Source organism: Brenneria sp. hezel4-2-4 (genome assembly GCF_013155275.1).
In the GTDB taxonomy this organism is placed as follows: domain Bacteria; phylum Pseudomonadota; class Gammaproteobacteria; order Enterobacterales; family Enterobacteriaceae; genus Brenneria.
Genome location: NZ_JABJXS010000003.1, coordinates 133,290 through 154,466, shown reverse-complemented (window position 1 = coordinate 154,466; position 21,177 = coordinate 133,290). Strand labels below are relative to the sequence as shown.

Annotated in this window: 22 protein-coding genes; 9 read left to right on the top strand and 13 right to left on the bottom strand. The window is 54.2% G+C overall.

The features are described 5' to 3' along the window. Nucleotides 1–33: 33 nt before the first annotated feature. The 9 genes from recC to rppH all read right to left on the bottom strand — a co-directional run bounded on the left by recC (nucleotide 34) and on the right by rppH (nucleotide 10,355). Complete coding sequence (gene recC / locus HOY33_RS07485; RefSeq protein ID WP_172289594.1) at nucleotides 34–3,423, bottom strand: exodeoxyribonuclease V subunit gamma; 3,390 nt, start codon at nucleotides 3,421–3,423, stop codon at nucleotides 34–36. A 36-nt stretch (nucleotides 3,424–3,459) separates the two neighbouring features. Next, on the bottom strand, nucleotides 3,460–3,846 hold the full coding sequence (locus tag HOY33_RS07480) for a prepilin-type N-terminal cleavage/methylation domain-containing protein (protein WP_233356383.1): 387 nt from the start codon (nucleotides 3,844–3,846) through the stop codon (nucleotides 3,460–3,462). After that, a complete protein-coding gene (locus tag HOY33_RS07475) occupies nucleotides 3,833–4,288 on the bottom strand; it encodes a YgdB family protein (protein ID WP_172289592.1) in 456 nt (151 codons plus the stop codon). Before HOY33_RS07475 ends, HOY33_RS07480 begins: the two co-directional genes overlap by 14 nt. Continuing rightward, nucleotides 4,285–4,860 (bottom strand): prepilin peptidase-dependent protein, encoded by a 576-nt coding sequence (locus HOY33_RS07470; RefSeq protein ID WP_172289591.1) that lies wholly within the window; start codon nucleotides 4,858–4,860, stop codon nucleotides 4,285–4,287. The genes HOY33_RS07475 and HOY33_RS07470 overlap by 4 nt, the downstream gene beginning before the upstream one ends. Further along, nucleotides 4,854–5,387: a prepilin peptidase-dependent protein gene (locus HOY33_RS07465; protein ID WP_172289590.1), complete on the bottom strand. Its 534-nt coding sequence runs from the start codon at nucleotides 5,385–5,387 to the stop codon at nucleotides 4,854–4,856. Before HOY33_RS07465 ends, HOY33_RS07470 begins: the two co-directional genes overlap by 7 nt. Before the next feature lie 179 nt (nucleotides 5,388–5,566). Next, nucleotides 5,567–6,361 (bottom strand): thymidylate synthase, encoded by a 795-nt coding sequence (thyA, locus tag HOY33_RS07460; protein WP_172289589.1) that lies wholly within the window; start codon nucleotides 6,359–6,361, stop codon nucleotides 5,567–5,569. A gap of 36 nt (nucleotides 6,362–6,397) precedes the next feature. Beyond that, entirely contained in the window at nucleotides 6,398–7,261 is an 864-nt protein-coding gene (gene lgt, locus HOY33_RS07455; RefSeq protein WP_172289588.1) for a prolipoprotein diacylglyceryl transferase, read from the bottom strand. A gap of 301 nt (nucleotides 7,262–7,562) precedes the next feature. Continuing rightward, complete coding sequence (ptsP, locus tag HOY33_RS07450; RefSeq protein WP_172289587.1) at nucleotides 7,563–9,809, bottom strand: phosphoenolpyruvate--protein phosphotransferase; 2,247 nt, start codon at nucleotides 9,807–9,809, stop codon at nucleotides 7,563–7,565. Nucleotides 9,810–9,821: 12 nt separating this feature from the next. Continuing rightward, the gene (rppH, locus tag HOY33_RS07445; RefSeq protein WP_172289586.1) at nucleotides 9,822–10,355 is read right to left on the bottom strand and encodes an RNA pyrophosphohydrolase; all 534 of its coding nucleotides are present in this window, start codon (nucleotides 10,353–10,355) and stop codon (nucleotides 9,822–9,824) included. Between the two features lie 700 nt (nucleotides 10,356–11,055). On the opposite strand from rppH, the gene mutH reads away from it, so the two are divergent. From mutH to HOY33_RS07425, 4 genes are all read left to right on the top strand, one after another. Continuing rightward, nucleotides 11,056–11,742, top strand: a complete 687-nt coding sequence (gene mutH, locus HOY33_RS07440) for a DNA mismatch repair endonuclease MutH (RefSeq protein WP_172289585.1) — start codon at nucleotides 11,056–11,058, stop codon at nucleotides 11,740–11,742. A gap of 81 nt (nucleotides 11,743–11,823) precedes the next feature. Beyond that, a complete protein-coding gene (locus HOY33_RS07435) occupies nucleotides 11,824–12,546 on the top strand; it encodes a TerC family protein (protein ID WP_172289584.1) in 723 nt (240 codons plus the stop codon). A gap of 154 nt (nucleotides 12,547–12,700) precedes the next feature. Then, nucleotides 12,701–12,919 carry a YgdI/YgdR family lipoprotein gene (locus HOY33_RS07430; protein ID WP_172290015.1) on the top strand — a complete coding sequence of 73 codons (219 nt, stop codon included), beginning with the start codon at nucleotides 12,701–12,703 and terminating at the stop codon, nucleotides 12,917–12,919. A 147-nt stretch (nucleotides 12,920–13,066) separates the two neighbouring features. Further along, nucleotides 13,067–14,107 carry an NADP(H)-dependent aldo-keto reductase gene (locus HOY33_RS07425; RefSeq protein WP_172289583.1) on the top strand — a complete coding sequence of 347 codons (1,041 nt, stop codon included), beginning with the start codon at nucleotides 13,067–13,069 and terminating at the stop codon, nucleotides 14,105–14,107. Nucleotides 14,108–14,237: 130 nt separating this feature from the next. Here the strand turns inward: HOY33_RS07425 and HOY33_RS07420 are convergent, their stop codons facing one another. From HOY33_RS07420 to trmB, 3 genes are all read right to left on the bottom strand, one after another. Next, nucleotides 14,238–14,951, bottom strand: coding sequence for a DUF2884 domain-containing protein (locus tag HOY33_RS07420; protein WP_172289582.1), 714 nt, complete (start codon nucleotides 14,949–14,951; stop codon nucleotides 14,238–14,240). A gap of 105 nt (nucleotides 14,952–15,056) precedes the next feature. After that, nucleotides 15,057–15,401 carry a YggL family protein gene (locus HOY33_RS07415; protein ID WP_172289581.1) on the bottom strand — a complete coding sequence of 115 codons (345 nt, stop codon included), beginning with the start codon at nucleotides 15,399–15,401 and terminating at the stop codon, nucleotides 15,057–15,059. Next, nucleotides 15,401–16,120, bottom strand: a complete 720-nt coding sequence (gene trmB, locus HOY33_RS07410; protein WP_172289580.1) for a tRNA (guanosine(46)-N7)-methyltransferase TrmB — start codon at nucleotides 16,118–16,120, stop codon at nucleotides 15,401–15,403. Before trmB ends, HOY33_RS07415 begins: the two co-directional genes overlap by 1 nt. 165 nt (nucleotides 16,121–16,285) lie before the next feature. On the opposite strand from trmB, the gene mutY reads away from it, so the two are divergent. The 3 genes from mutY to mltC are packed head-to-tail and all read left to right on the top strand — an operon-like array spanning nucleotide 16,286 to nucleotide 18,789. Further along, nucleotides 16,286–17,392 (top strand): A/G-specific adenine glycosylase, encoded by a 1,107-nt coding sequence (mutY, locus tag HOY33_RS07405; protein WP_172289579.1) that lies wholly within the window; start codon nucleotides 16,286–16,288, stop codon nucleotides 17,390–17,392. After that, the gene (locus tag HOY33_RS07400) at nucleotides 17,389–17,661 is read left to right on the top strand and encodes an oxidative damage protection protein (protein ID WP_172289578.1); all 273 of its coding nucleotides are present in this window, start codon (nucleotides 17,389–17,391) and stop codon (nucleotides 17,659–17,661) included. Before mutY ends, HOY33_RS07400 begins: the two co-directional genes overlap by 4 nt. Before the next feature lie 54 nt (nucleotides 17,662–17,715). Further along, entirely contained in the window at nucleotides 17,716–18,789 is a 1,074-nt protein-coding gene (gene mltC, locus HOY33_RS07395; RefSeq protein WP_172289577.1) for a membrane-bound lytic murein transglycosylase MltC, read from the top strand. A 184-nt stretch (nucleotides 18,790–18,973) separates the two neighbouring features. On the opposite strand, the gene HOY33_RS07390 is transcribed toward mltC, so the two are convergent. Continuing rightward, nucleotides 18,974–19,585 carry an alpha/beta fold hydrolase gene (locus HOY33_RS07390; protein ID WP_172289576.1) on the bottom strand — a complete coding sequence of 204 codons (612 nt, stop codon included), beginning with the start codon at nucleotides 19,583–19,585 and terminating at the stop codon, nucleotides 18,974–18,976. A gap of 226 nt (nucleotides 19,586–19,811) precedes the next feature. On the opposite strand from HOY33_RS07390, the gene HOY33_RS07385 reads away from it, so the two are divergent. Further along, nucleotides 19,812–20,426, top strand: coding sequence for a TetR/AcrR family transcriptional regulator (locus HOY33_RS07385; protein WP_172289575.1), 615 nt, complete (start codon nucleotides 19,812–19,814; stop codon nucleotides 20,424–20,426). 51 nt (nucleotides 20,427–20,477) lie between these two features. Then, a complete protein-coding gene (locus tag HOY33_RS07380) occupies nucleotides 20,478–21,155 on the top strand; it encodes a type 1 glutamine amidotransferase domain-containing protein (RefSeq protein WP_172289574.1) in 678 nt (225 codons plus the stop codon). The last annotated feature ends 22 nt before the right edge of the window (nucleotides 21,156–21,177 follow it).

Here is a 21,177-nt window from a genome sequence, read left to right as displayed (position 1 = left end):
ATAGCCTTCACGTCAACCAACTTTTTATATAAATCAAACCAGATTAGAACGGATTGGCGGCAGCAACCAGGTTTGCGCCGCTTCAATAACCTCATCCATACGCCTTTCATCCAACTCACGAACAATCCGCTGTAGGTAATAATCCTCGCTCTCACCCATCATACCCATATTGCCCTGCCAGGCCTGTAGAAGCTTGGCTCGCGCCTTACCTTGCGTTTCTTCATCCCAGAGGATCCTGTCGCCGTCACGGTCATAGCATTGGGTTAACCATGCGCTGCCCGACTTATTCAGCAGCAATAACGGCTTATTCATCCCTTGCTGATACCCCTCCAGCATCAGTTGCAGATATTCCCTTGCCTGCCCGACCGGTATGGAGGCAAAACGCCAGAGGGTTTTCTCACGCCCGAACATCCGGCTTTCTCCCTGACCGCCAGCCAGGCACCAGACCAGATGTTCCAGCCATAAGGTAATGCCGTCCGTCATTGACAATTTACCCGGCCGCCAGCGTATCAGCCCATCGTGCTGCACCTGAGCCAGCCAACCGCTGACACGCACGCCGTCAAGCCTGATATCCACCTCCAGACTGTCTGCCTTGCCCGGCGTCAGCTCTGCGCATATGCGTTCAGCCAGGCCTGACATTTCCTGTTGCTGAGCCTGCCAGTATAGTTCGCCAAAAGCGCCATACGGCAGCCCGCCCGCCGCGCGGATACGACGATATAATCGCTCAGGATCGCCCTGTGCTATCAGGGTATTAAGCAATTCGGTATTCAACTGATAGCGGCTTAGGTTATCCACGGTAAAGGGCTCTTCATCAAGCAGATCATCATTTTGCAGCATGAAATTCACCCCCAGCCGCAGTTGGAAGAAAGCCCTGATCGGATGACGATAAAAACGCTTCAGGTCATCCAGACTGATGTCGGTATAATGTTCCAGGGGCAGTTCCCGATCGAAATCAGGTTGCGATTGCCCCTGTCTGTTTGCCGCCGCCAGCCATTCCGCAGCAAAACTCAGCGGCGCAGGAGGAAGAAAATTTTGCGCATCGAACGGCATACGGCTGTGCTCATGACACAAATGGCGTGCGACGCGTTCCGCGCTGGTATCAATATCGCAATCCTTGTCTTGCGGCAGATAATAACTTTGCGCAATGTATTCCATCAGTTCACTGACCAATACGGACGGATAGCGACGGGTATTGTCCTGTATCGAGCGGCCTATATAGCTGATATACAGTTTGTGCTGCGCTGAGAGCAACGCTTCCAGAAACAGATAGCGGTCGTCATCACGCCGGCTGCGATCGCCACGCTTAAATTTCCTCCCCATCAGATCAAAACCAAGCGGCGGCAACGTCCGTGGGTATACGCCGTCGTTCATTCCCAGCAGGCATACCACTTTAAATGGGATGGAACGCATCGGCATCAGCGTACAAAAGTTGATGGCGCCGGCCAGAAAGCGCTGGCTGAGCCGCTCCTGATCGAGCCTGCGGGAAAGTTCGTCTCGCAACAGCGAAACCGGCACCAGCTGTGGATAGCGGGCCGCCGTTCCCATACTGATAATGTGCTGCCACTGTTTTTCAATCAGCGTCAAGGCGGCTTCAGTATCACTGTCCGCGTCAAAAAAAGTATCAATCAGTTGCCGACATAAAGGCAGCCATTCGGTCAGGGTTCGGGGCTGCTGCAAACGGTGGCGCCATTGGTTAAGCTTCATTAAGAGTTCAGCTAACTGACCGGCCAGTTCGGCTATCAGGCCGCTGGATTCGTCATAGGGCAACACGCCTTGCCAGTCGCCCGTAGTGCTGTCCATCGCATAGCCCAGCAACATTCTTGTCAACCCGAAACGCCAGGTATGCTGTCCTGTTGCCGGCAGCATCAGGTCGCGCACGTTGTCATCATCCAGCCCCCAGCGAATACCGGATTCCACCACCCACAGGCGCAAACGCCGCAGCCCTTCTTCCTGAATGCCAAAACGTGCCGCCAGTGCAGGCACTTCCAGCAAGGCCAGCACCTGTTCAGCGGTAAAGCGGCTGTTGGGCAAATCAAGCAGGCTAATCACCGCCGGTAACGCAGGGTGAGCATGCCGTACCCGCTGATCGGAAATGGCGAAAGGCAGATAGCGATCTTCCGCGGCATTGCCAAACACGGCCTGAATAAACGGCGTATAGCTATCGATATCCGCCATCATGACGATAATGTCGCGGGGAGTCAGCTCCGGGTGATCGGCCATCATGGCAAGGAGTTGATCGTGCAGCACTTCAACTTCCCGCTGCGGGCTATGGCAGGCATGCAAATCAATGGTTCGATCGCCAGGATCCAACTGACGTTTTCGAGTACTGGTTTCCAGAGAGGCTTTACTCAGCGCCACCACGCTGTGATCTTCCAACTCCAGGATATCACGCTGTATGGTTCGCAGCAGATTATCGGTATCCAGATCGACAAAAGCATCCACTTCCTGCACATCATCAAGCTCAGCCAGCAGATAAAGATGATCGCGGCCCAACTTCCCCCAGGAAGCGAGCAGCGGGTTATTCACCCACTGTTCGCCTTCGGTATCAAACAGCGAATCAACCTGTTGCGCATCGCGGAACAATGGACGGTAATCTGCCGACTGAGCGTTATCCCAGCAATGCAGTCGTCGGCTGCGGGTTTTCAGCCTGGCCAGAAACTTGTAATCCTGAATGTCGCTCCAGTAATCGCGACAGGGATTGGTGAACAGCAGGTGAACATCACTATGCCGGGCCAGCGCCCGCAATGCCTGCAAATACACCGGCGGCAAAGCGGAAATACCGCAGATAAATATCCGCGGCGGCAGCCCGGTCGGACAGGTTTTCGCCTGCTCCAGTTTTTTGATAAAACGCTGGTACAGATTGGCATGGTGCCACTCAGGCTGGCCCAGTTCACGGGTATAGTTCAACAGCGCACACCATGACGCCGCCTGCCACTGTTGGTTGCTCCCCAGACCGTCAACCTGTTTTCCCTGTTGCCACAGGTCTATCCACTCTGGACGGTAAATCAGATACTGATCGAAAAGGTCGGCAATACGCCCGGCAAGCTGATGCAGTTTACGCTGGTCGCCATCCTCATGTAGATAATGACGCAAGGAAGCAAAAGCGGGCTGCTCCAATTGTTCAGGCAACAGGTGCATCAATTTCCAGGTCATCGAATCTTTACTGAACGCGCTTTCTTTCGGGATATCCGGCAGAATATGACGGCACATGTCCCACAGAAAAACGCCGGGCAGCGGAAAATGGATATTGGCCGCAATACCGAAATGCTCAGCCAGCTCAATCTGTAACCACTGCGCCATCCCGGGGCTTTGCACCAGAATAACTTCCCGCTGAAAGGGATCTTGCAGAGGCTGACGTTTAATCAGCTCAACCATCAGCCGTTTTAAGATATCCAACTGATTTGAATGATAAACCGTAAACATCCTGCTCCTGTCCCGCTGATTATACTTTGTTGCCCGTTACGGATGATGTCGCGCGGCGAAGTCGCTCGCCGTCCGGCAAAACCAACGCGTAAGCTGCGCCTGATAATGCCGCGGCGTGATTGCCGTCGCCGTCACCTTGCGACATTCCGCACTCTGCGCCTGTTCCGACAGCGTGAATCGCCATCCGCCTCCCGTCGCTAATGCATCGTACTTCATTGCTTCATACGCCGCCAATTGCTGGTCGGCCAGCCGCCATGCCTGACGCTGCTGCCATTGATGATTGAACGACTGTTGCAATACCTGATGATATTGCAGCAGCCCAATCAGCGACACCGCCAACAGTAACGCAGCCACCAGCGTTTCCGGCAGGCTAAAGCCATTCTGCTGAAGCGGCCGCCCCCGGCGCGCCCTATTCCGAATCAGCACAGTGAGCCGCATCCTTATCCGGACAAAAATCCAGCCAGCCATGCGACACAGGCCGCAGCGTAGCATTCGCCGACGCCGAGGTTAACAATACGACTCTCTGATATAACACCAGCGGACGCGACTGCGCAGGGATTCTCCCCTCGCCGCGCAACAGCCACCGCCCCTCATCAGAGGCCTTTTTCAGGCAGGCCTTCAAATCCTCCGTCGCCAGTATCTGACATTGCCAGCCTGCTTCCGTTGCGCGCCAACGCAGACTCATCGCCCAATTCAAAGAGGACAGCGCCTGATTAAAGGCGCGCAGATAATGGCGCTCATCATTCCCCATCCGTACTGCCGCATCCAGTTGGCGCTGCAAACCGGACATGAGCAGTAGTCCGACGATGGATATCAGCATCACCATCGCCAGCGTTCCGCCGCCGGACTGCGAAGCCTTTTTCATTGATTGCGCCCGACGATCAGACGGGTGATTTTCCGCCGAACAACCGGCCGTTTCGTCCAGTAGCCGGCCAGTTGCAGCTCATACAGAACCACGCCCGGGCGCTCGGCCAGACGTTGCAGACGGAACTGCGTGAGCGCCACTTCCCGTGGATCAAACAGTTTTTCCCAGCGGTCGCCCTGACAATGATGAACCCCGCTTTGAATCTCCAATGCGCCGGCGCGCAGACGATAGCCAAATGATTCGGCATCCTGCTGCTCTCCCCCGTCCCAAACACCGTTACGGTTTAAATCATAGGATACATTCAAACAGCTTTGCGGCGCTTCCCCGGGATACTGCCCGATGCTGAGCGCGCGCCCCCGGCATTCGCCGGCACAAAAACCGGCTCGCCGCAGATCTTTTTCAATGCCGGAGACAACCTGACTGAACAACTGCTCCAGCCGGAAATGCTGGGCGCTGTTCTGGCTTTGCGCACGCAATATCGGATACAGCTGTGCCGCAGACAGCATAATCAGGCTGCTCAGGCTGAGCGCCAGCAGAACCTCCGCCAGCGTGAATCCCTGTTCCCTTAGCATAACGGGATAGCCAGAACCGGCTGCGCTTCGCTGCACAAACGCATACGGCCGCGTACGGATATCACCAACCGCAACCGCCCGGCCGGATTCGTCAGCGTAATGTGTCCGGCCTGGGCGGCATTGCGCAAACCGTAAAACGCAAAGGTATCGCTGGTGGATCGCAATACGGAGATATCATTATTGGCGCGCATAAACTGCTGTCCATCGCTTTCACAACAAATATGGTTTTCATCGCCGCCCGCGCCGCAACCGCTCATCTTATCGCTGCCGCCCGCCGCGCCGTTTATGCACCAGTATTCATCCTGCCGTACAAGCCGTACCGTCCGGGTTTCATTATGCCAATACGCATTGGCCTGAATCCGGTTTAAATAATCCAATAGTTGCTGCGCGTTCTGCTCCAGACGCAATGCCTGTTGATAACCGCCCCAGCTATGCAAGCCGCCGCCAGCCAGTAGCGCCACAATGGTCAGAACCATCAATAATTCAAGCAAGGTAAACCCCCGCGGTTGTCGGTTAACTGTTTTCATGCCGACAGTGTAGAAATTTTAGTGAATCAATACAGGGGATTAACGGCGTTATACGAGAAGACGCGCAATGTTTTATTGCAACGATGCAACGGGGGAAATAAAGCGGCGAGGAGAAAGGAAAAACGCGAAAAAAGTAAAGCGATAAGGGCCGTGGAAGCGGCCCTGCAAACCCGTCGACCTCAAATAGCCACCGGCGCTTTAATCGGCGGATGCGGATCGTAGCCTTCGATTTCAAAATCTTCAAAACGGTAATCAAACAGCGTATCGGGACGGCGTTTGATCACCAGCTTCGGCAAGGCCCGCGGTTCGCGGCTCAGTTGCAGATGCGTTTGTTCCATATGGTTGTTGTAGAGATGGGTATCGCCGCCCGTCCAGACAAAGTCTCCGACTTCCAGGTCGCACTGCTGCGCCACCATATGCACCAGTAAGGCATAGCTGGCGATGTTGAAAGGCAAACCGAGGAACACGTCGCACGAGCGCTGATAAAGCTGGCAGGATAATTTGCCATCGGCAACGTAGAATTGGAAAAACGCGTGGCACGGCGCCAGCACCATCTTGTCCAACTCCCCCACGTTCCAGGCGGAAACAATAATGCGGCGAGAATCGGGATCCTGTTTCAACTGGGTAAGCACTTTTTTCAACTGGTCGATCTGACGACCGTCGGCCGCGCCCCAGGCGCGCCATTGTTTGCCGTAGACCGGGCCGAGATCGCCGTTTTCATCCGCCCATTCGTCCCAGATACTGACCTTGTTATCATGCAGATACGCCACATTGGTGTCGCCATTCAGGAACCACAGCAGCTCATGAATGATTGAGCGCAGGTGGCAGCGCTTGGTCGTGACCAGAGGAAAACCGTCCTGTAAATTGAAACGCATCTGATGGCCGAAAATCGACAGCGTACCGGTGCCCGTGCGATCGGCTTTCGGCGTCCCTTCCTCAAGCACTTTTTTCATCAGATCCAGATACTGTTTCATACTACCTCACCACGAATATTAAAGAATTACGGCTGATTATTGCTGTGCCGGCCGACGATAGGCCCAAACCATCAACACAACCCCGGCTATCACCATCGGTATCGACAGAATTTGCCCCATGCTGAAGATATTGCTGAATAACCCCAGTTGCGCATCGGGCTGGCGGAAAAACTCTGAAATGATACGGAATACGCCATAGCCGATCAGGAATAACCCAGAAACGCTGCCCATCGGACGCGGTTTACGGATAAACAGATTCAGTATGATAAACAGAACGATGCCCTCAAGCAGCATCTGATATAACTGAGAAGGATGCCGCGGCAGCATGCCGTACTGATTAAAAATCGCCTGCCACTGAGGATTACCGACCGCCAGCGCCAGATCTTCGCTGCGTGAACCCGGAAACAACATCGCCCACGGCGTATCGGTGGTAACGCGTCCCCACAGTTCGCCGTTGATAAAGTTACCCAGACGCCCGGCCCCCAGACCAAACGGGATAAGCGGCGCAATAAAGTCAGCCACCTGAAAGAAATGGCGTTTGGTTCGACGGGCAAACCACAACATCACGCAGATCACGCCGACCAGACCGCCGTGGAATGACATTCCGCCATCCCAGACTTTAAACAGATAGAGCGGGTTATCCAGAAACGACGGCAACGCATAGAACAGCACATAGCCCAGGCGGCCGCCGATAAATACCCCGAGGAAGCCGATATACAGCAGGTTTTCGACTTCGTCTTTGGTCCAGCCGCTGCCCGGTTTGTTGGCGCGACGCACCGCCAGCCACATGGCAAACACAAACCCAACCAAATACATCAGTCCATACCAGTGCAAGGCCACCGGGCCGATGGAAAAAATCACCGGATCAAACTGAGGAAACGCCAGATAGCTTGTCGTCATAGTTCACCACATATTTTGTTTTATTGTTCCCGGCTACGGGGCTATTAATATGCCGAGGCAGGAATCAGCCCTGACTTATGACACCATCTGATATCAGGAACCGTCGCCGATACAGCGGTAGCGGCCTAAGCCCGGGCATTTCGATCCAGACGCGATTAAGGTTGTCATCACCGCATTTCTCATCTTTTTCCTGCAAACCGCGGTGGCGAATCATAGCATAGCGCGCCGGGTAGGTTGCTTATCCGGCAGGGAAAAGTTCTGTAAAATATTTTATGCGGCAAGGGAATAGCGAGATCGGCAATCAGCGTCCGCCGCGGATCAGCCCCCCCAGCCCGCGCTCTTCAATAAAGATCGATGCCCATTGCCTTACTTCGCTGGCGCTCTGCGCCTTCAGCAAGGTTTCAACCAGCGCCTGCGCCTCGGATAAATCGATCTGCCGCAGCAGATATTTAATCCTCGCCACGCTGCGGCCATTCATACTCAGCGTGCGATATCCCAGCCCCATCAGCATTAATGCGCCCAGCGGTTCCCCCGCCATCTCGCCGCAAACCGACGCTTCGATATTGTGACGCCGGCACGCGCTTGCAATCACATGCAACGCCTGTAGCATCGCCGGATGCAGGCTGTCATACAGAGAGGCGACATGGACGTTGTTACGATCCACCGCCAGTAAATACTGGGTAAGATCGTTGGTTCCAACGGAAACAAAATCGACGCGTGAAGCCAGATGCGACAGCAGAAAGATCATCGACGGCACTTCGATCATAATGCCGATACGGGGTTTGGGCTGAGGGAAGCCCAGCAGTTCCTCAACTTCAGCGGCGGCCTGGTCGATCAAACGACGCGCTTCATCAATTTCATCCACACTGCTTACCATCGGCAACAGAATATTCAGATTGCCGATATGCGCATTCGCCCGCAGCATGGCGCGCACCTGAATTAAAAATATTTCCGGCTGATCGAGGGTAATACGAATACCGCGCCAGCCAAGGCACGGATTCTCTTCACTGATGGGCAGATAGGGCAACGGCTTGTCGGCGCCGATATCCAACGTACGCAATATCACCTGACGCGAGGGATAGAGCCGTAACATGCGTTGATATTGGGCCATTTGTTCATCTTCAGACGGAAAACCGCTCTGAAGCATAAAAGGGATCTCAGTTCGATACAGACCTACGCCATCAACCTGATTAATAAAAAGTTTTTCATGTTCTGCGCTCAAGCCGGCATTCAGCATCACCTGAATACGCTCACCGCTTTTCAGGACGGCCGGGCGCTCCATATCGCCTTCCGTCAAACGGGTTAGCTCATTTTCCTCAATCAACAGACGTTGATATTCCTGCACCAATACCGGTTCAGGATCCACCAACAGTTCGCCGCGATAACCATCAATAATCAACAACCGCTGATGCAGCAGCTCAGGCTGAATATCCGCGCCGACCAGGGTGGGGATCCCCATGGCCCGAACCAGAATGGCGGCATGGGAATTTGCCGCGCCATCGTATACCACGACTCCCGCCAGCCGCTCCGGGGGCAGCTCCGCCAGCAGGGTGGCCGTGAGTTCATCGGCCACCAGAATGAACCGATCGGGCCATTGCCCGATACTTTGCGCATTATCGTCAAGATGGAACAGCAGCCGCTGTCCCAAAGCACGCAAATCGCCGGCGCGCTCGCGCAGATAGGTGTCCTGCAAATTGGCGAACTGCGCCGCAAAACGCTCAATCACCAGCTTGACCGCCCATTGCGCCGCGTGACCGGCATCCACTTCCTGAAACAGTTCGCGCTTTAGACGGGCGTCATTCAGCAGGTGAGAATACAAGTCGAAAATGGCCGCGCTCTCTTTTTGCGCGCTGGCGCTAAAACGTTTACTGAAGCGCCGAAACTCCGCCGTAGCGTCCTCTAACGCCTGCGTTAACCGGGCGCGCTCGCGTTCGCTATCCAGACTGGAAGCCGGAAAAACCTGATCCAGAGAAGGTTGGCTGCAATCCTGCCAGCCGGGGGCGATGGCCACGCCGGGCGAGGCCGCCAGCGCCTTGATTCGCGTCTGACGGTATTGACTGAACAGCGTTTTAATCTGCGCCTGGGAAAGAATGGCCGCCATCTGCGTGGCCAGCGTCACCATAAACGACTCTTCGTTTTTATCAAACTGTCGGTGTTCGCGCTGCTGCACCACCAAAACCCCCAGCAGTTGACGGCGATGGATAACCGGCACGCCCAGGAAAGAGCGGAAGTGCTGTTCTTTTACGGCAGGAATATATTTGAAACTGGGATGGGTGCGGGCATCCGCCAGATTAATCGGCTCGGCGCGTTGCCCCACCAGGCCGACCACCCCCTGACCGAATGCCAGCGTGACGGTGCGCCCGCGTGGTTTCTTCAACCCGCGCGTCGCCATCAGGTAGTAACATTGGTGATCGCGATCGGCCAGATAAATCGAACAGACTTCCGTGTCCATTGCCTGGCAGGTTTCATTGACCAGAATGTCCAGCGCATCATCAAGGCGGGCCGCCGCCGCTACTTTTTCGACAATTTCTCGCAAGCGCGTGAGCATGATGTGCCTGAATTACCCTCTCTTTCGCCGGGAGCCGGACGGCGGCGCAGTCCGGGCAGCAGTATTCTCCTGAAGTTGTATCACCGGGCTGATAAATTCCTTCATCACCCGACGATAAACATCACGTTTGAAAGAAACGACCTGACGTACCGGATACCAGTAACTGACCCAACGCCAGCCATCAAACTCAGGCGTGCCACTGCTTTGCATATTGATATCCGACTCATTACACATCAACTGTAGCAGAAACCATTTTTGCTTTTGGCCGATACATACCGGTTTTGTATCCCAACGCACCAAACGTTTTGGTAATTTATAACGTAACCAGTTGCGGGTAGATGCCAGAATCCGGACATCTTTTTTCTTTAATCCCACTTCTTCGAACAGTTCACGGTACATCGCCTGCTCCGCGCTTTCACCGGGGTTAATTCCCCCCTGTGGAAACTGCCAGGAGTGCTGACCGTAACGACGGGCCCACAAGACCTGTCCCTGCCGATTACAAATTACAATACCAACATTCGGGCGGTAGCCATCATCATCGATCACCGACTACCTCGATAGACTTATAATGCAAAGATGACCTGATTGTTTCACACTCCCGGCAGACGGTAAACTACTGCTTGGCTCAGTTATCTTTATAATAAGATATGGATAACCCACAGATCTCCTCGAAGTTATAAACATGTTAAGTCCCACACTCGCGGTTTATTCACTATTTCTGTGGACATCTTTGTGTAGAACCCATGAAAAAGTGAGCACAACCTATTTCCGCAATGGGTAATGAGCATCTCAACCAGATAAAAAATAATCCTTTATTTTCATCACATTAAATCATTAATCCGCGGTAAAACCACCGTCAAAGATCCTGATTAAATTATTATCATCACAATACTGGCGAAAGATCGCTCTATACCGATTTTATCCACAGGACATCATCGCAAATCAGATAAAAAACCGGCAAAAACAGCAAAACCGGCGCGCGTCAAGGCTGTAAATCAAACCAGTAATCCGTATTTATACCGGTTATCCAAGAAATCTGTGGATAAGCTAGTGTAAGATCCTGTTCATTGTCGGTGTCTACAGGTGCACAGTTTATGAAAATAAGAGACGAGGATGGTTATCGCAGCAAAAAAAATCGCTAAGAATCATGCTATTATTGATTTCCTCAACAGATCCTCTGACTGTGCGTTAATGTTTTTCTACCGCTGTGTTTTTTTTGAGCGGAAAAAATCGGACGATATACTTTATGAATTCACCCTCCGTTCTTACTACCCCGCCGCTTAGCGAACAGGAATTGTTGCTACGGGCGCAGTCGCTTGCCGGTTATAATCTGGCTGAACTGGCGGACATCGCGCAACTGCCGCTGCCGGCGAATCTGAAGCGGGACAAAGGCTGGATTGGCACGCTGCTGGAGCGTTTTCTGGGCGCCAGCGCGGGCAGTAAACCCGAGCAGGATTTCCCCGATATCGGTATTGAACTGAAGACCATTCCCATTGATGAGCAAGGCAGGCCGCTGGAAACCACGTTTGTATGCGTGGCGCCGTTAACCGGCAATAGCGGCGTAACATGGGAAAGCAGCCACGTTCGGCACAAGCTGGCGCGGGTATTGTGGATCCCGGTGGAAGGCTCCCGGCCGATCCCTTTGGGCGAGCGGCGCATCGGCGCGCCGCTGATCTGGAGCCCCAGCCGGGAAGAGGAAGATCGGTTGCGCCGCGACTGGGAAGAGTTGATGGATCTGATCGTGCTCGGCCAGGTGGAAAGTATCACCGCACGCCACGGTGAAGTGCTACAATTACGCCCCAAAGCGGCAAATAGCCGTGCCCTGACGGAAGCGATTGGTGAATTCGGGCAACCCATCCTGACCCTGCCCCGTGGATTCTACCTGAAGAAAACATTCACGGCTCCCCTATTGGCGCGCCATTTTCTGCTGTAATCAACCACGCTTTCTCTTGCCTGTTCACTTGTCTGACAGCGTATAATACCGTTTACATTTCGTTTAAGGTGCATTGATATAATGTTTGATTGGATTGTTGATCCGAATGCCTGGTTGGCACTGGGAACGCTGACTATTCTGGAAATCGTTCTTGGTATCGACAACATCATTTTCCTGTCGTTGGTGGTCGCCAAACTCCCCAAAGCCCAACAGAATAAAGCCCGTCGGATCGGCCTTATGGGCGCCATGCTGATGCGTCTGGGGTTGCTGGCCTCGATTGCCTGGGTTATCCGCCTGACCAACCCGCTGTTTACCGTATTCGGCAATGACATTTCCACTCGCGATCTGATCCTGTTTTTCGGCGGGTTGTTCCTGATCTGGAAGTCGAGCAAGGAAATTCACGAAACGGTGGAGGGGGGATCGGAAGATCACGTCTCACAGGTGCATTCATTTTTTGGGGCGATCGTGCAAATCATGCTGCTGGATATCATCTTTAGCCTGGATTCGGTGATTACCGCCGTCGGCCTGTCCGACCATCTGTTTATTATGATGGCGGCGGTGATTATCGCGGTCGGCGTGATGATGTTTTCCGCCCGGGCCATCGGCGAATTCGTTGAGCGACACCCATCGGTCAAAATGCTGGCGCTGTCGTTCCTGATATTGGTCGGCTTCACGTTGATTCTGGAAAGCGTCGAGATTCATGTGCCGAAAGGCTATATCTACTTCGCCATGTTCTTCTCCATGTCGGTGGAAGCGCTGAATCTGCTGCGCGGCAAAAAAGCCAAAACAACGCAAACGCATTGAGCCTGTCCGGGCGGCATCGCCGCCGCCCGGATTACATCGCGTTGCCCCGACTGATTATTCATTTTTTCCATTATTCTTACTTAATCCTTACCGACTATTTGCTAGACTCATTCGAGAATCTTCAATTTTTTTGCTGTAATGACGGGTAAGTATGATGAAAGTTCGGATCAAAATAGCGATAGCGTTGGCGTTGCTGTTCACCCTCAGCGGTTGTTCCAGCCACTATGTCATGGCGACCAAACAGGGGCAGATGCTGCTGACGCAAAGCAAGCCGGAATTGGATAAAGACACCGGAATGCTCAGTTACGTTGATGAACAAGGCAATAAGAAACAGATTAACCGTGATGATATTTCGCAGATCATTGAGCGTTGATTTTCGAATTGATTCTTTTATCCCGCGGCCCCGGCCGCCCATGTCGAATATATAAAGACGCTTCCCCACATGACCCGGCTTCGTTATAGTCAAATGCTGGCGCGTAAATACGCGCCCGGCTATTTTCAGACATAAAGGAAGCTGGCAATGCTATATCACCGTATTCCCCACAGTTCTTTAGAAGTGAGTGTGCTGGGCCTCGGCACGATGACCTTTGGCGAACAAAACAGTGAAGCTGAAGCTCATGCCCAATTGGATCTCGCCATTGCCGCAGGGGTCAACCTGATTGATACAGCAGAAATGTATCCGGTGCCCCCACGCCCGGAAACTCAGGGATTAACCGAAAGCTATATTGGCTCCTGGCTGAAATCCCGCGGCGGACGCGAAAAAATCATTCTGGCCAGCAAGGTCGCCGGGCCGGTGCGCGGTAACGATAGCGGTATCCGTCCTCAGCAGGCGCTGGATCGTAAAAATATCCGTGATGCGCTGGACGCCAGCCTGACCCGCCTGAACACCGACTATATCGACTTATATCAACTGCACTGGCCGCAGCGACAAACCAACTGCTTCGGTAAACTGGGCTATCAATATACGGATGAAAAGCCCGCGGTTACATTATTGGAAACGCTGGAAGCGCTGAATGAGCAGGTTCGGGCGGGTAAAATTCGCTATATCGGCGTTTCCAACGAAACTCCGTGGGGCGTGATGCGTTATCTGCATCTGGCGGAAAAACACGATCTGCCGCGCATCGTTTCCATTCAGAATCCCTACAATCTGCTGAACCGCAGTTTCGAAGTCGGCCTGGCGGAAATCAGCCAGCATGAAGGCATCGAGCTGTTGGCCTACTCCGCGCTGGCGTTTGGTACGCTGACCGGGAAATACCTGAATGGCGCCAGACCGGCCGGCGCGCGTAACACGCTTTACAGCCGCTTTGTGCGCTATACCGCCGAGCATACCCAACTGGCGATTGCCGAATATGTGGCGCTGGCGCAAAAGCACGCTCTGGATCCCGCGCAAATGGCGCTGGCCTTCGTCCGCCAGCAACCGTTTGTCGCCACGACGCTGCTGGGCGCAACCTCGGTCGATCAGTTGCAGATCAATCTGGACAGCCAGAACCTGACGCTGGACGGTGAAATACTGGATGAACTGGACGCTATCCACCGTCGCTTTACCTATCCCGCCCCCTGAGCAGAGAGCGTTTTAATGACACCGCTGAGGCGGTGTCACAGTTTGAGCGTGATATATCACGCTGCGCTGTCGGATAGTCATGGTTAATTTAAGCGAAAAAGACCGTTACCGTTTATCTTTCCCGCTGAGATCAATTCAGCGAACGCAGTAATGCCTTGCGTTGATCTTCCAGCGCGGTTACCCGGCCGCACACGTCATTGCCGAAATTTTGAAACGCCATTTCCTGATTATTCCACTCGGTCTGAATGGCTTTCTGTAAACCGCCGAGATTGCCCATCATCGCCTGTAGCGGATTGCCGCCGTTCGACATTTGCTTCACGCCCATTTCATTCAGGCTGTCTTGCAATACGCCGCCCATGCTTTGTTCGACGATCTGCCGGCCATCCTGCTCTACCTGTTTCACCGCCTGATGGTGAAAGGTCAAACCGTCGCTGCGATGCTCAATGATACGGTTCATCTGCTGTTTGAGCTGACCATTCAACGTGGTCAGCCGGTTGCGTACGTTACTGCCGCTGCCCAGCTCCTGCACGATGACTTTATCCAACGCCGCACGCGCCTTTTCCAGATGCTGCTGCGCTCCCTGATCGATCCAGGGAAGCTGCTGGCGTAAATCCGCCTGATAAGCTTTCGACTGCCGGCGCTGATCGGCATTAAGGGTCAGCGGCGTCCCGTTACGCACGATGTCTCCATCCGGAGAAATCTGCAAATTCCCGCTGGCGCCCACCACCTGCACATGTTGCGGGCTGATGATGATATCGTCCTGTGGATTAACGTTGCACTGGTACGCGGCCTGAACCTGCCAGGACAGCAACATCAATAAACCCAGAGTCATTTTACGTAACATATTTTCTCCTGAGGGAAACAACGGAGGCAGCGGAAGTGAGGAAATCCGCCCGGCGGCAGGCGGAAAAAACTGAATAACCTCGGCGTTACCCGGCCGGCCCGGAACTTAAAGCAGATCGTCGGGTAAATCCCACCAGATATCAAACAGATCGCTGACCTTAACCTCGGTCAGTTTCTGCTCTTCCAGCCAGCGGCTGACCAACTGGCGGTGTTCGTCCGTACAGTGACCGATCTTCTGTAGACAGACCAGCCCTTGCCATTGCAGATAACCGCTGCCTTCAAACGCCAGACCGTTAGGTTCAATCACATCATCAACAAACTTGTCCATCATCCGGTCGATATCTTCAACGCCGGTTCCTTCAGGAAAACGCCAACTGACGGAAAAGCCCAGTTCCTGAAACTCATCAATATGTAGTTTTTTACGTAAACGACGGCTACGAGCTTGTGCCATTATTTCATCCTCTCAAACATAAGATCCCAAACACCATGCCCTAAACGCTGGCCGCGAACTTCAAATTTCGTCAGCGGACGTGATTCCGGCCGCACAACATAGTCATTATTATCGGAAAGGTTGCGATATCCTGCGACGGCGTTCATCACTTCGAGCATATGCTGCGCGTAAGGTTCCCAGTCCGTCGCCATATGGAACACGCCGCCGATTTTCAGTTTGCGCAGCACCAGTTCAACAAACGGCGTCTGCACAATACGACGCTTATTATGGCGCGCCTTATGCCACGGATCGGGGAAGAAAAGCTGCACCATCGACAGGGAACCGTCAGGGATCATATTTTCCAGCACTTCCACCGCGTCATGACACATCACGCGCAGGTTGCCGACCGCGCTCTCCTGCGCGGAAGAGAGACAGGCGCCGACGCCGGGCAGGTGCACTTCAATTCCCAGGAAGTTCTGCTGCGGATGCTGCGCCGCCATGGTCACCAGCGATGCGCCCATCCCGAAACCGATCTCCAGCACCACCGGCGCATCGCGCCCGAAGAGTGAAGTAAATTCCAGCGCTTCAGTCTGATAGTCGACACCCATCACCGGCCAAAAGTTATCCAGCGCCTGTTGTTGCCCGTTGGTCAAACGTCCCTGACGGCGAACAAAACTGCGTATACGACGCAGCGGGCGTCCGTTTTCATCAAATTCCGGTGAGATGACGTTATTAATCATAAAGAGTGCTTACTGTCTGTCCGATTTCATATAAGGAAACGCGCATTATGCAAGGATACCGTGGTTTAGCAAGAGCGCCGCCTCGGAAAGTTCCGGTTTACAGCACATTAACTCTGTGCTGGAATCGCTGTCAGACTTTCTACCTGCCGGATAGTGATCCCTTTTATGATGCAAGCGCAACAGTTCGCGCACCAGGTGCTGAACTGGTATCAGCGTTATGGCCGCAAAACCCTGCCATGGCAGCTTGAGAAAACACCCTATAAAGTATGGCTGTCCGAAGTGATGTTGCAACAAACGCAGGTCGCTACGGTAATCCCCTATTTTCAACGTTTTATGGCCCGTTTCCCGGACGTGGCCGCGCTGGCCGCGGCGCCGCTGGATGAAGTGCTGCACCTGTGGACCGGCCTGGGCTATTACGCCCGCGCCCGCAATCTGCATAAAGCGGCGCAAACGATTGTTGCCCGCCACGGCGGCGTCTTTCCCTCGACATTCGATGAAGTCGCCGACCTGCCGGGCGTGGGGCGCTCCACCGCCGGTGCGATATTGTCCCTGTCGCTGGGGCAGCGCTATCCGATTCTGGACGGCAACGTAAAACGCGTACTCGCCCGCTGCTACGCGGTTGACGGCTGGCCGGGCAAGAAAGAGGTGGAAAAAAAATTATGGGCCATCAGCGAAGATGTCACGCCGGCGGAAGGCGTCAGTCAGTTTAATCAGGCCATGATGGATCTGGGGGCGATGGTGTGTACCCGCAGCCGCCCCAAATGCGAGCTGTGCCCGCTGAATACCGGCTGCGTGGCCTATGCCGACCACAGTTGGGCGCAGTACCCCGGCAAGAAACCCAAACAGACGCTGCCGGAAAAAACCGGCTGGTTTTTGCTGCTGCAACAGGGCTCGAAAGTATGGTTACAGCAGCGCCCCGCCGTTGGCCTGTGGGGCGGGCTGTTTTGCTTTCCGCAGTTCGGCGAACGCGGCGAATTGGAACTCTGGCTGCAACAACGTGGTCTGAACGCTGACGGACTGCAACAGCTCGTCGCTTTCCGCCACACGTTCAGCCATTTCCATTTGGATATCGTGCCGCTCTGGCTGGATGTATCGCCGCGGGACGACGCCCCAAAAAGGACCTGCATGTATGAAGGCGCGGGTCTCTGGTATAACTTAGCGCAGCCGCCTTCCGTCGGACTGGCGGCCCCGGTTGAACGCCTGCTGCGCGAGTTAGCCCAACCGCAGCCGACACGATTGAATTCCTGTGCCATTGATGAGGAAAAAGCATGAGCAGAACGATTTTTTGTACATTTTTACAACGAGATGCCGAAGGACAGGACTTTCAAATCTATCCGGGCGATTTAGGCAAACGTATCTATAACGAGATATCCAAAGAAGCCTGGGCACAATGGCAGACCAAGCAAACCATGCTGATTAACGAGAAAAAACTCAGCATGATGAACGTCGAAGATCGCAAGCTGCTGGAACAGGAGATGATCAAATTCCTGTTTGAAGGTAAGGACGTCCATATCGAGGGGTTTACCCCCCCGAGTCATTGATATCTCAGGGCCTGACGGCCCTGTTGCGTCCTTAACTCCGACACGGCTTGATATATGAAGAAAATTTTAGCTCTGCTGGTTATTGCACCGTTATTGGTTTCCTGTTCAGGAAATAAAGGCAGTACCGACAATGAAGAATTCATCAAGGACACCAACGCCTTTGATATTCTGATGGGGCAATTCGCCCACAATATCGAGAATATCTGGGGCATGAACGAAGTGCTGATTGCCGGGCCGAAAGACTACGTAAAATATACCGATCAATATCAGACCCGCAGCCACATCAACTTTGATGCCGGTACTATCACTATTGAGACGATTTCGGCGACGAACTCCACCGCCAGCCTGCGTCAGGCGATCATTACCACCCTGCTGATGGGGGATGACGCCACCAACACCGATCTGTATTCCGACGCCAACGACATTCAAATCAGCCGGGAACCCATGCTCTACGGTCAGGTGCTGGACAATACCGGCCAGGCCATCCGTTGGGAAGGGCGTGCCGCCAGCTTTGCTGATTATCTGCTGCAAAACCGGCTGCAAAAACGCAACTCCGGGCTGCATGTCATCTGGTCCGTCACGATCCAGTTGGTGCCGAACCATCTGGACCAGCGGGCGCACAAATACCTGCCGCTGGTGCGTAAAGCCGCCGAACGCTACGGTATTGAGGAGTCGCTGATCCTCGCCATTATGCAGACGGAGTCCAGCTTCAACCCTTATGCGGTAAGTCGCTCCGATGCACTGGGATTGATGCAGGTAGTGCAGCACAGCGCAGGCCGCGACGTCTTCAAAATGAAAGGAAAATGGGGACAGCCGAGCCGCAGCTATCTGTTCGACCCGGAAAACAACATCGATGCCGGCACCGCTTATCTGTCGATTCTGAAGAACAGCTATCTGGCCGGCATCAATAACCCGACCTCGCGGCGCTATGCCGTCATCACCGCCTACAACGGCGGCGCGGGCAGCGTGCTGCGGGTGTTCTCCAGCGATAGAGGACGCGCGGTGGACGTGATCAACAACATGTCGCCAAGCGAAGTCTACGATACGCTGACCAGCAAACATCCGTCAGGCGAATCGCGCCGTTATCTGTACAAAGTGAATTCGGCGCAGAAGAATTATCGTCGCTAATCTAATATAGAAATAGCCTCTGGAGTCGCATCTCCAGAGGCGAACTTTGCAGTCACCGTTCACGTCATACATCGTGCCCTCCAGCCGAACGTTCGGCGTCAAGCAAGACATGGCTCTTTTGGGCGAGGCTTTACTTTATCGCTTCGGGTATCGCTGACGCCGCCATTGCGCTGGATCTCGATATTTACGAGGGAGAACTGGCGCCGTACATTGTTGCGTTAGCCCACATAGTCACGCTTATGATCCTCATGTATCTTATCGTAACGAAAGATACCCGCCGGACGAGCAATGCCGACCCGGTAACGAAAGAACAGGAAAAACCGTCAGAAGTCCATCCCCCCAGGGAATGGCCAACAACCGCAATGTGTTCGGGCGCCACGTTTCCGACATCCCTCCGCTGTTGCACCGCGGTTATCACCCGGCTGAGATCATCAGGGCGCAGCCATAAGCTGGCAGCTATGCCGTCGTCCATCTCTGCGGTGGTGGTGCCAGGGTGGTTTGGCGCCGCAACGATATAGCCTTTTTGCACCAGCGCGTGCGCCAGCCAGAGTTGATTGCGCCAACTGCCGCCATATCCATGAGAAATAACCACCAGCGGATGTATCCCAGACTCCGGTTCAGCATTTTCGATCGCCGACAAACCGAAAAAAGCGGGATTATCCCCGATAAGCGTGGCGCGCTGTGATGATAAGGTCGGGTAAAGCACCGCTACATCGAGTTTCCGATCGGCTAAATCTTTCGTTAAAACACATGCCGCAACCCAACATTCTGCAAAGCCAGCGCAGGGAAACTCCACAAACAACTCCACATTAAAATCACAATCGCACTCTTCATCCTACATCCTCTCCTATTAAAGATAGACTGCTCTTTTAGCGTCAATCCCTAACCGATGAGACCTGAAACGCGATTCAGCTCCTTTTATTTACCACGATGATCTTTGTCTGAACCTCCCTTAACGAGGTAGGGAACAAACCGATCATCGCTATATAGACGACCGGTCTATTAATATGTATAGTGACTACATGAGCAAAACACATAAAGCGGAACTCACCCGCCAACATATCCTCGACACCGGCCGCAAGCTGGTGCTGCACAAGGGATTCAGCGGCGTGGGCCTTAAAGAAATACTCGACGTCTGCAACGTGCCCAAAGGCTCGTTCTATTACTACTTCCCTTCCAAGGAGCAGTTCGGTTGCGTATTGCTGGAGCAATACGTCAGCGATTACGAACAGCGTCTCGACGTATTGCTGGCGCCTGACACCGGCAGCGGATACCAGCGCCTGATGCGCTACTGGGCGGCATGGATCGACGATCCGCTGCTGGGCGGCTGGGCGGAACACTGTCTGGTGGTCAAGCTTGCCGCCGAAATCGCCGACCTGTCCGAAGAGATGCGCCTGATCCTGTGCAATGGCGTAACGCGACTGGTGGCCCGCATCGCCGAAGCGGTGGCCGACGGCCAGCGTGACGGTTCGCTACGATCGGTTCAGGCGCCGGCGGACACCGCCCAAACTTTATACCAGTTCTGGTTGGGTGCGGCGCTGCTGTCTAAGCTAAATAAAGACAAGGCGCCATTGCGGCACGCTTTATCGACCACTGAATTGCTGCTCGTTCCGATGGGTGGCGCGGCCGGCGCCTGATTGCATCAATAGCGCGCGGCTCCCTGAAATGCAAACCAAGGAATTCTTGATATGAAGATCTTAATCGTCCTTACCTCACACGACCGCCTCGGCGATACAGGCAAGAAAACCGGTTTCTGGCTGGAGGAATTCGCCGCCCCTTACTATGCGTTCAAGGATGCGGGCGCGCAGCTGACGCTGGTTTCGCCGCTGGGCGGTCAACCGCCGCTGGATCCCAAAAGCGACGAACCGGAAGCGCAGACCGCCGCGACCGAACGTTTCCGTAAAGATCCGCAAGCCCAGCAGGCGCTGGCCGACACCGGCAAGCTGGCCGATGTGCGCGAGTCTGATTTTGATGCGGTGTTCTATCCCGGCGGCCACGGCCCACTGTGGGATCTGGCCGAGAATGCCGACTCGATCGCGCTGATTGAAGCCTTCGATCGCGCCGGCAAGCCATTCGGACTGGTCTGCCATGCACCGGGCGCGCTGCGCCACGTGCGTGCCGCCGATGGTCAGCCATTGGTAAAAGGACGCAAGGTGACCGGCTTCTCCAATAGTGAAGAAGACGCGGTGCAATTGAGTCATGTGGTGCCGTTCCTGATTGAAGACGAATTCAAGCGTCAGGGCGGTCTGTATGAGAAAGGCGCCGACTGGCAACCCCACATCGTCACCGACGGTCATTTGATCACCGGGCAGAACCCCGCCAGTTCCGAGGCGGTGGCCGCAGCCCTTATCAAGCAGCTAGCTTGATGATTCATCCCCCTTTCAACAC

Coding starts and splice junctions, on each gene's coding strand:
- thyA (WP_172289589.1), bottom strand. CDS start 6,361: ATGAAACAGTATCTGGATCTGATGAAAAAAGTGCTTGAGGAAGGGACG.
- HOY33_RS07400 (WP_172289578.1), top strand. CDS start 17,389: ATGAGCAGAACGATTTTTTGTACATTTTTACAACGAGATGCCGAAGGA.
- trmB (WP_172289580.1), bottom strand. CDS start 16,120: ATGATTAATAACGTCATCTCACCGGAATTTGATGAAAACGGACGCCCG.
- HOY33_RS07385 (WP_172289575.1), top strand. CDS start 19,812: ATGAGCAAAACACATAAAGCGGAACTCACCCGCCAACATATCCTCGAC.
- HOY33_RS07470 (WP_172289591.1), bottom strand. CDS start 4,860: ATGCTAAGGGAACAGGGATTCACGCTGGCGGAGGTTCTGCTGGCGCTC.
- HOY33_RS07435 (WP_172289584.1), top strand. CDS start 11,824: ATGTTTGATTGGATTGTTGATCCGAATGCCTGGTTGGCACTGGGAACG.
- HOY33_RS07430 (WP_172290015.1), top strand. CDS start 12,701: ATGAAAGTTCGGATCAAAATAGCGATAGCGTTGGCGTTGCTGTTCACC.
- HOY33_RS07420 (WP_172289582.1), bottom strand. CDS start 14,951: ATGTTACGTAAAATGACTCTGGGTTTATTGATGTTGCTGTCCTGGCAG.
- HOY33_RS07425 (WP_172289583.1), top strand. CDS start 13,067: ATGCTATATCACCGTATTCCCCACAGTTCTTTAGAAGTGAGTGTGCTG.
- lgt (WP_172289588.1), bottom strand. CDS start 7,261: ATGACGACAAGCTATCTGGCGTTTCCTCAGTTTGATCCGGTGATTTTT.
- HOY33_RS07475 (WP_172289592.1), bottom strand. CDS start 4,288: ATGAAAAAGGCTTCGCAGTCCGGCGGCGGAACGCTGGCGATGGTGATG.
- recC (WP_172289594.1), bottom strand. CDS start 3,423: ATGTTTACGGTTTATCATTCAAATCAGTTGGATATCTTAAAACGGCTG.
- mutY (WP_172289579.1), top strand. CDS start 16,286: ATGATGCAAGCGCAACAGTTCGCGCACCAGGTGCTGAACTGGTATCAG.
- HOY33_RS07380 (WP_172289574.1), top strand. CDS start 20,478: ATGAAGATCTTAATCGTCCTTACCTCACACGACCGCCTCGGCGATACA.
- mutH (WP_172289585.1), top strand. CDS start 11,056: ATGAATTCACCCTCCGTTCTTACTACCCCGCCGCTTAGCGAACAGGAA.
- HOY33_RS07465 (WP_172289590.1), bottom strand. CDS start 5,387: ATGAAAACAGTTAACCGACAACCGCGGGGGTTTACCTTGCTTGAATTA.
- ptsP (WP_172289587.1), bottom strand. CDS start 9,809: ATGCTCACGCGCTTGCGAGAAATTGTCGAAAAAGTAGCGGCGGCGGCC.
- mltC (WP_172289577.1), top strand. CDS start 17,716: ATGAAGAAAATTTTAGCTCTGCTGGTTATTGCACCGTTATTGGTTTCC.
- HOY33_RS07415 (WP_172289581.1), bottom strand. CDS start 15,401: ATGGCACAAGCTCGTAGCCGTCGTTTACGTAAAAAACTACATATTGAT.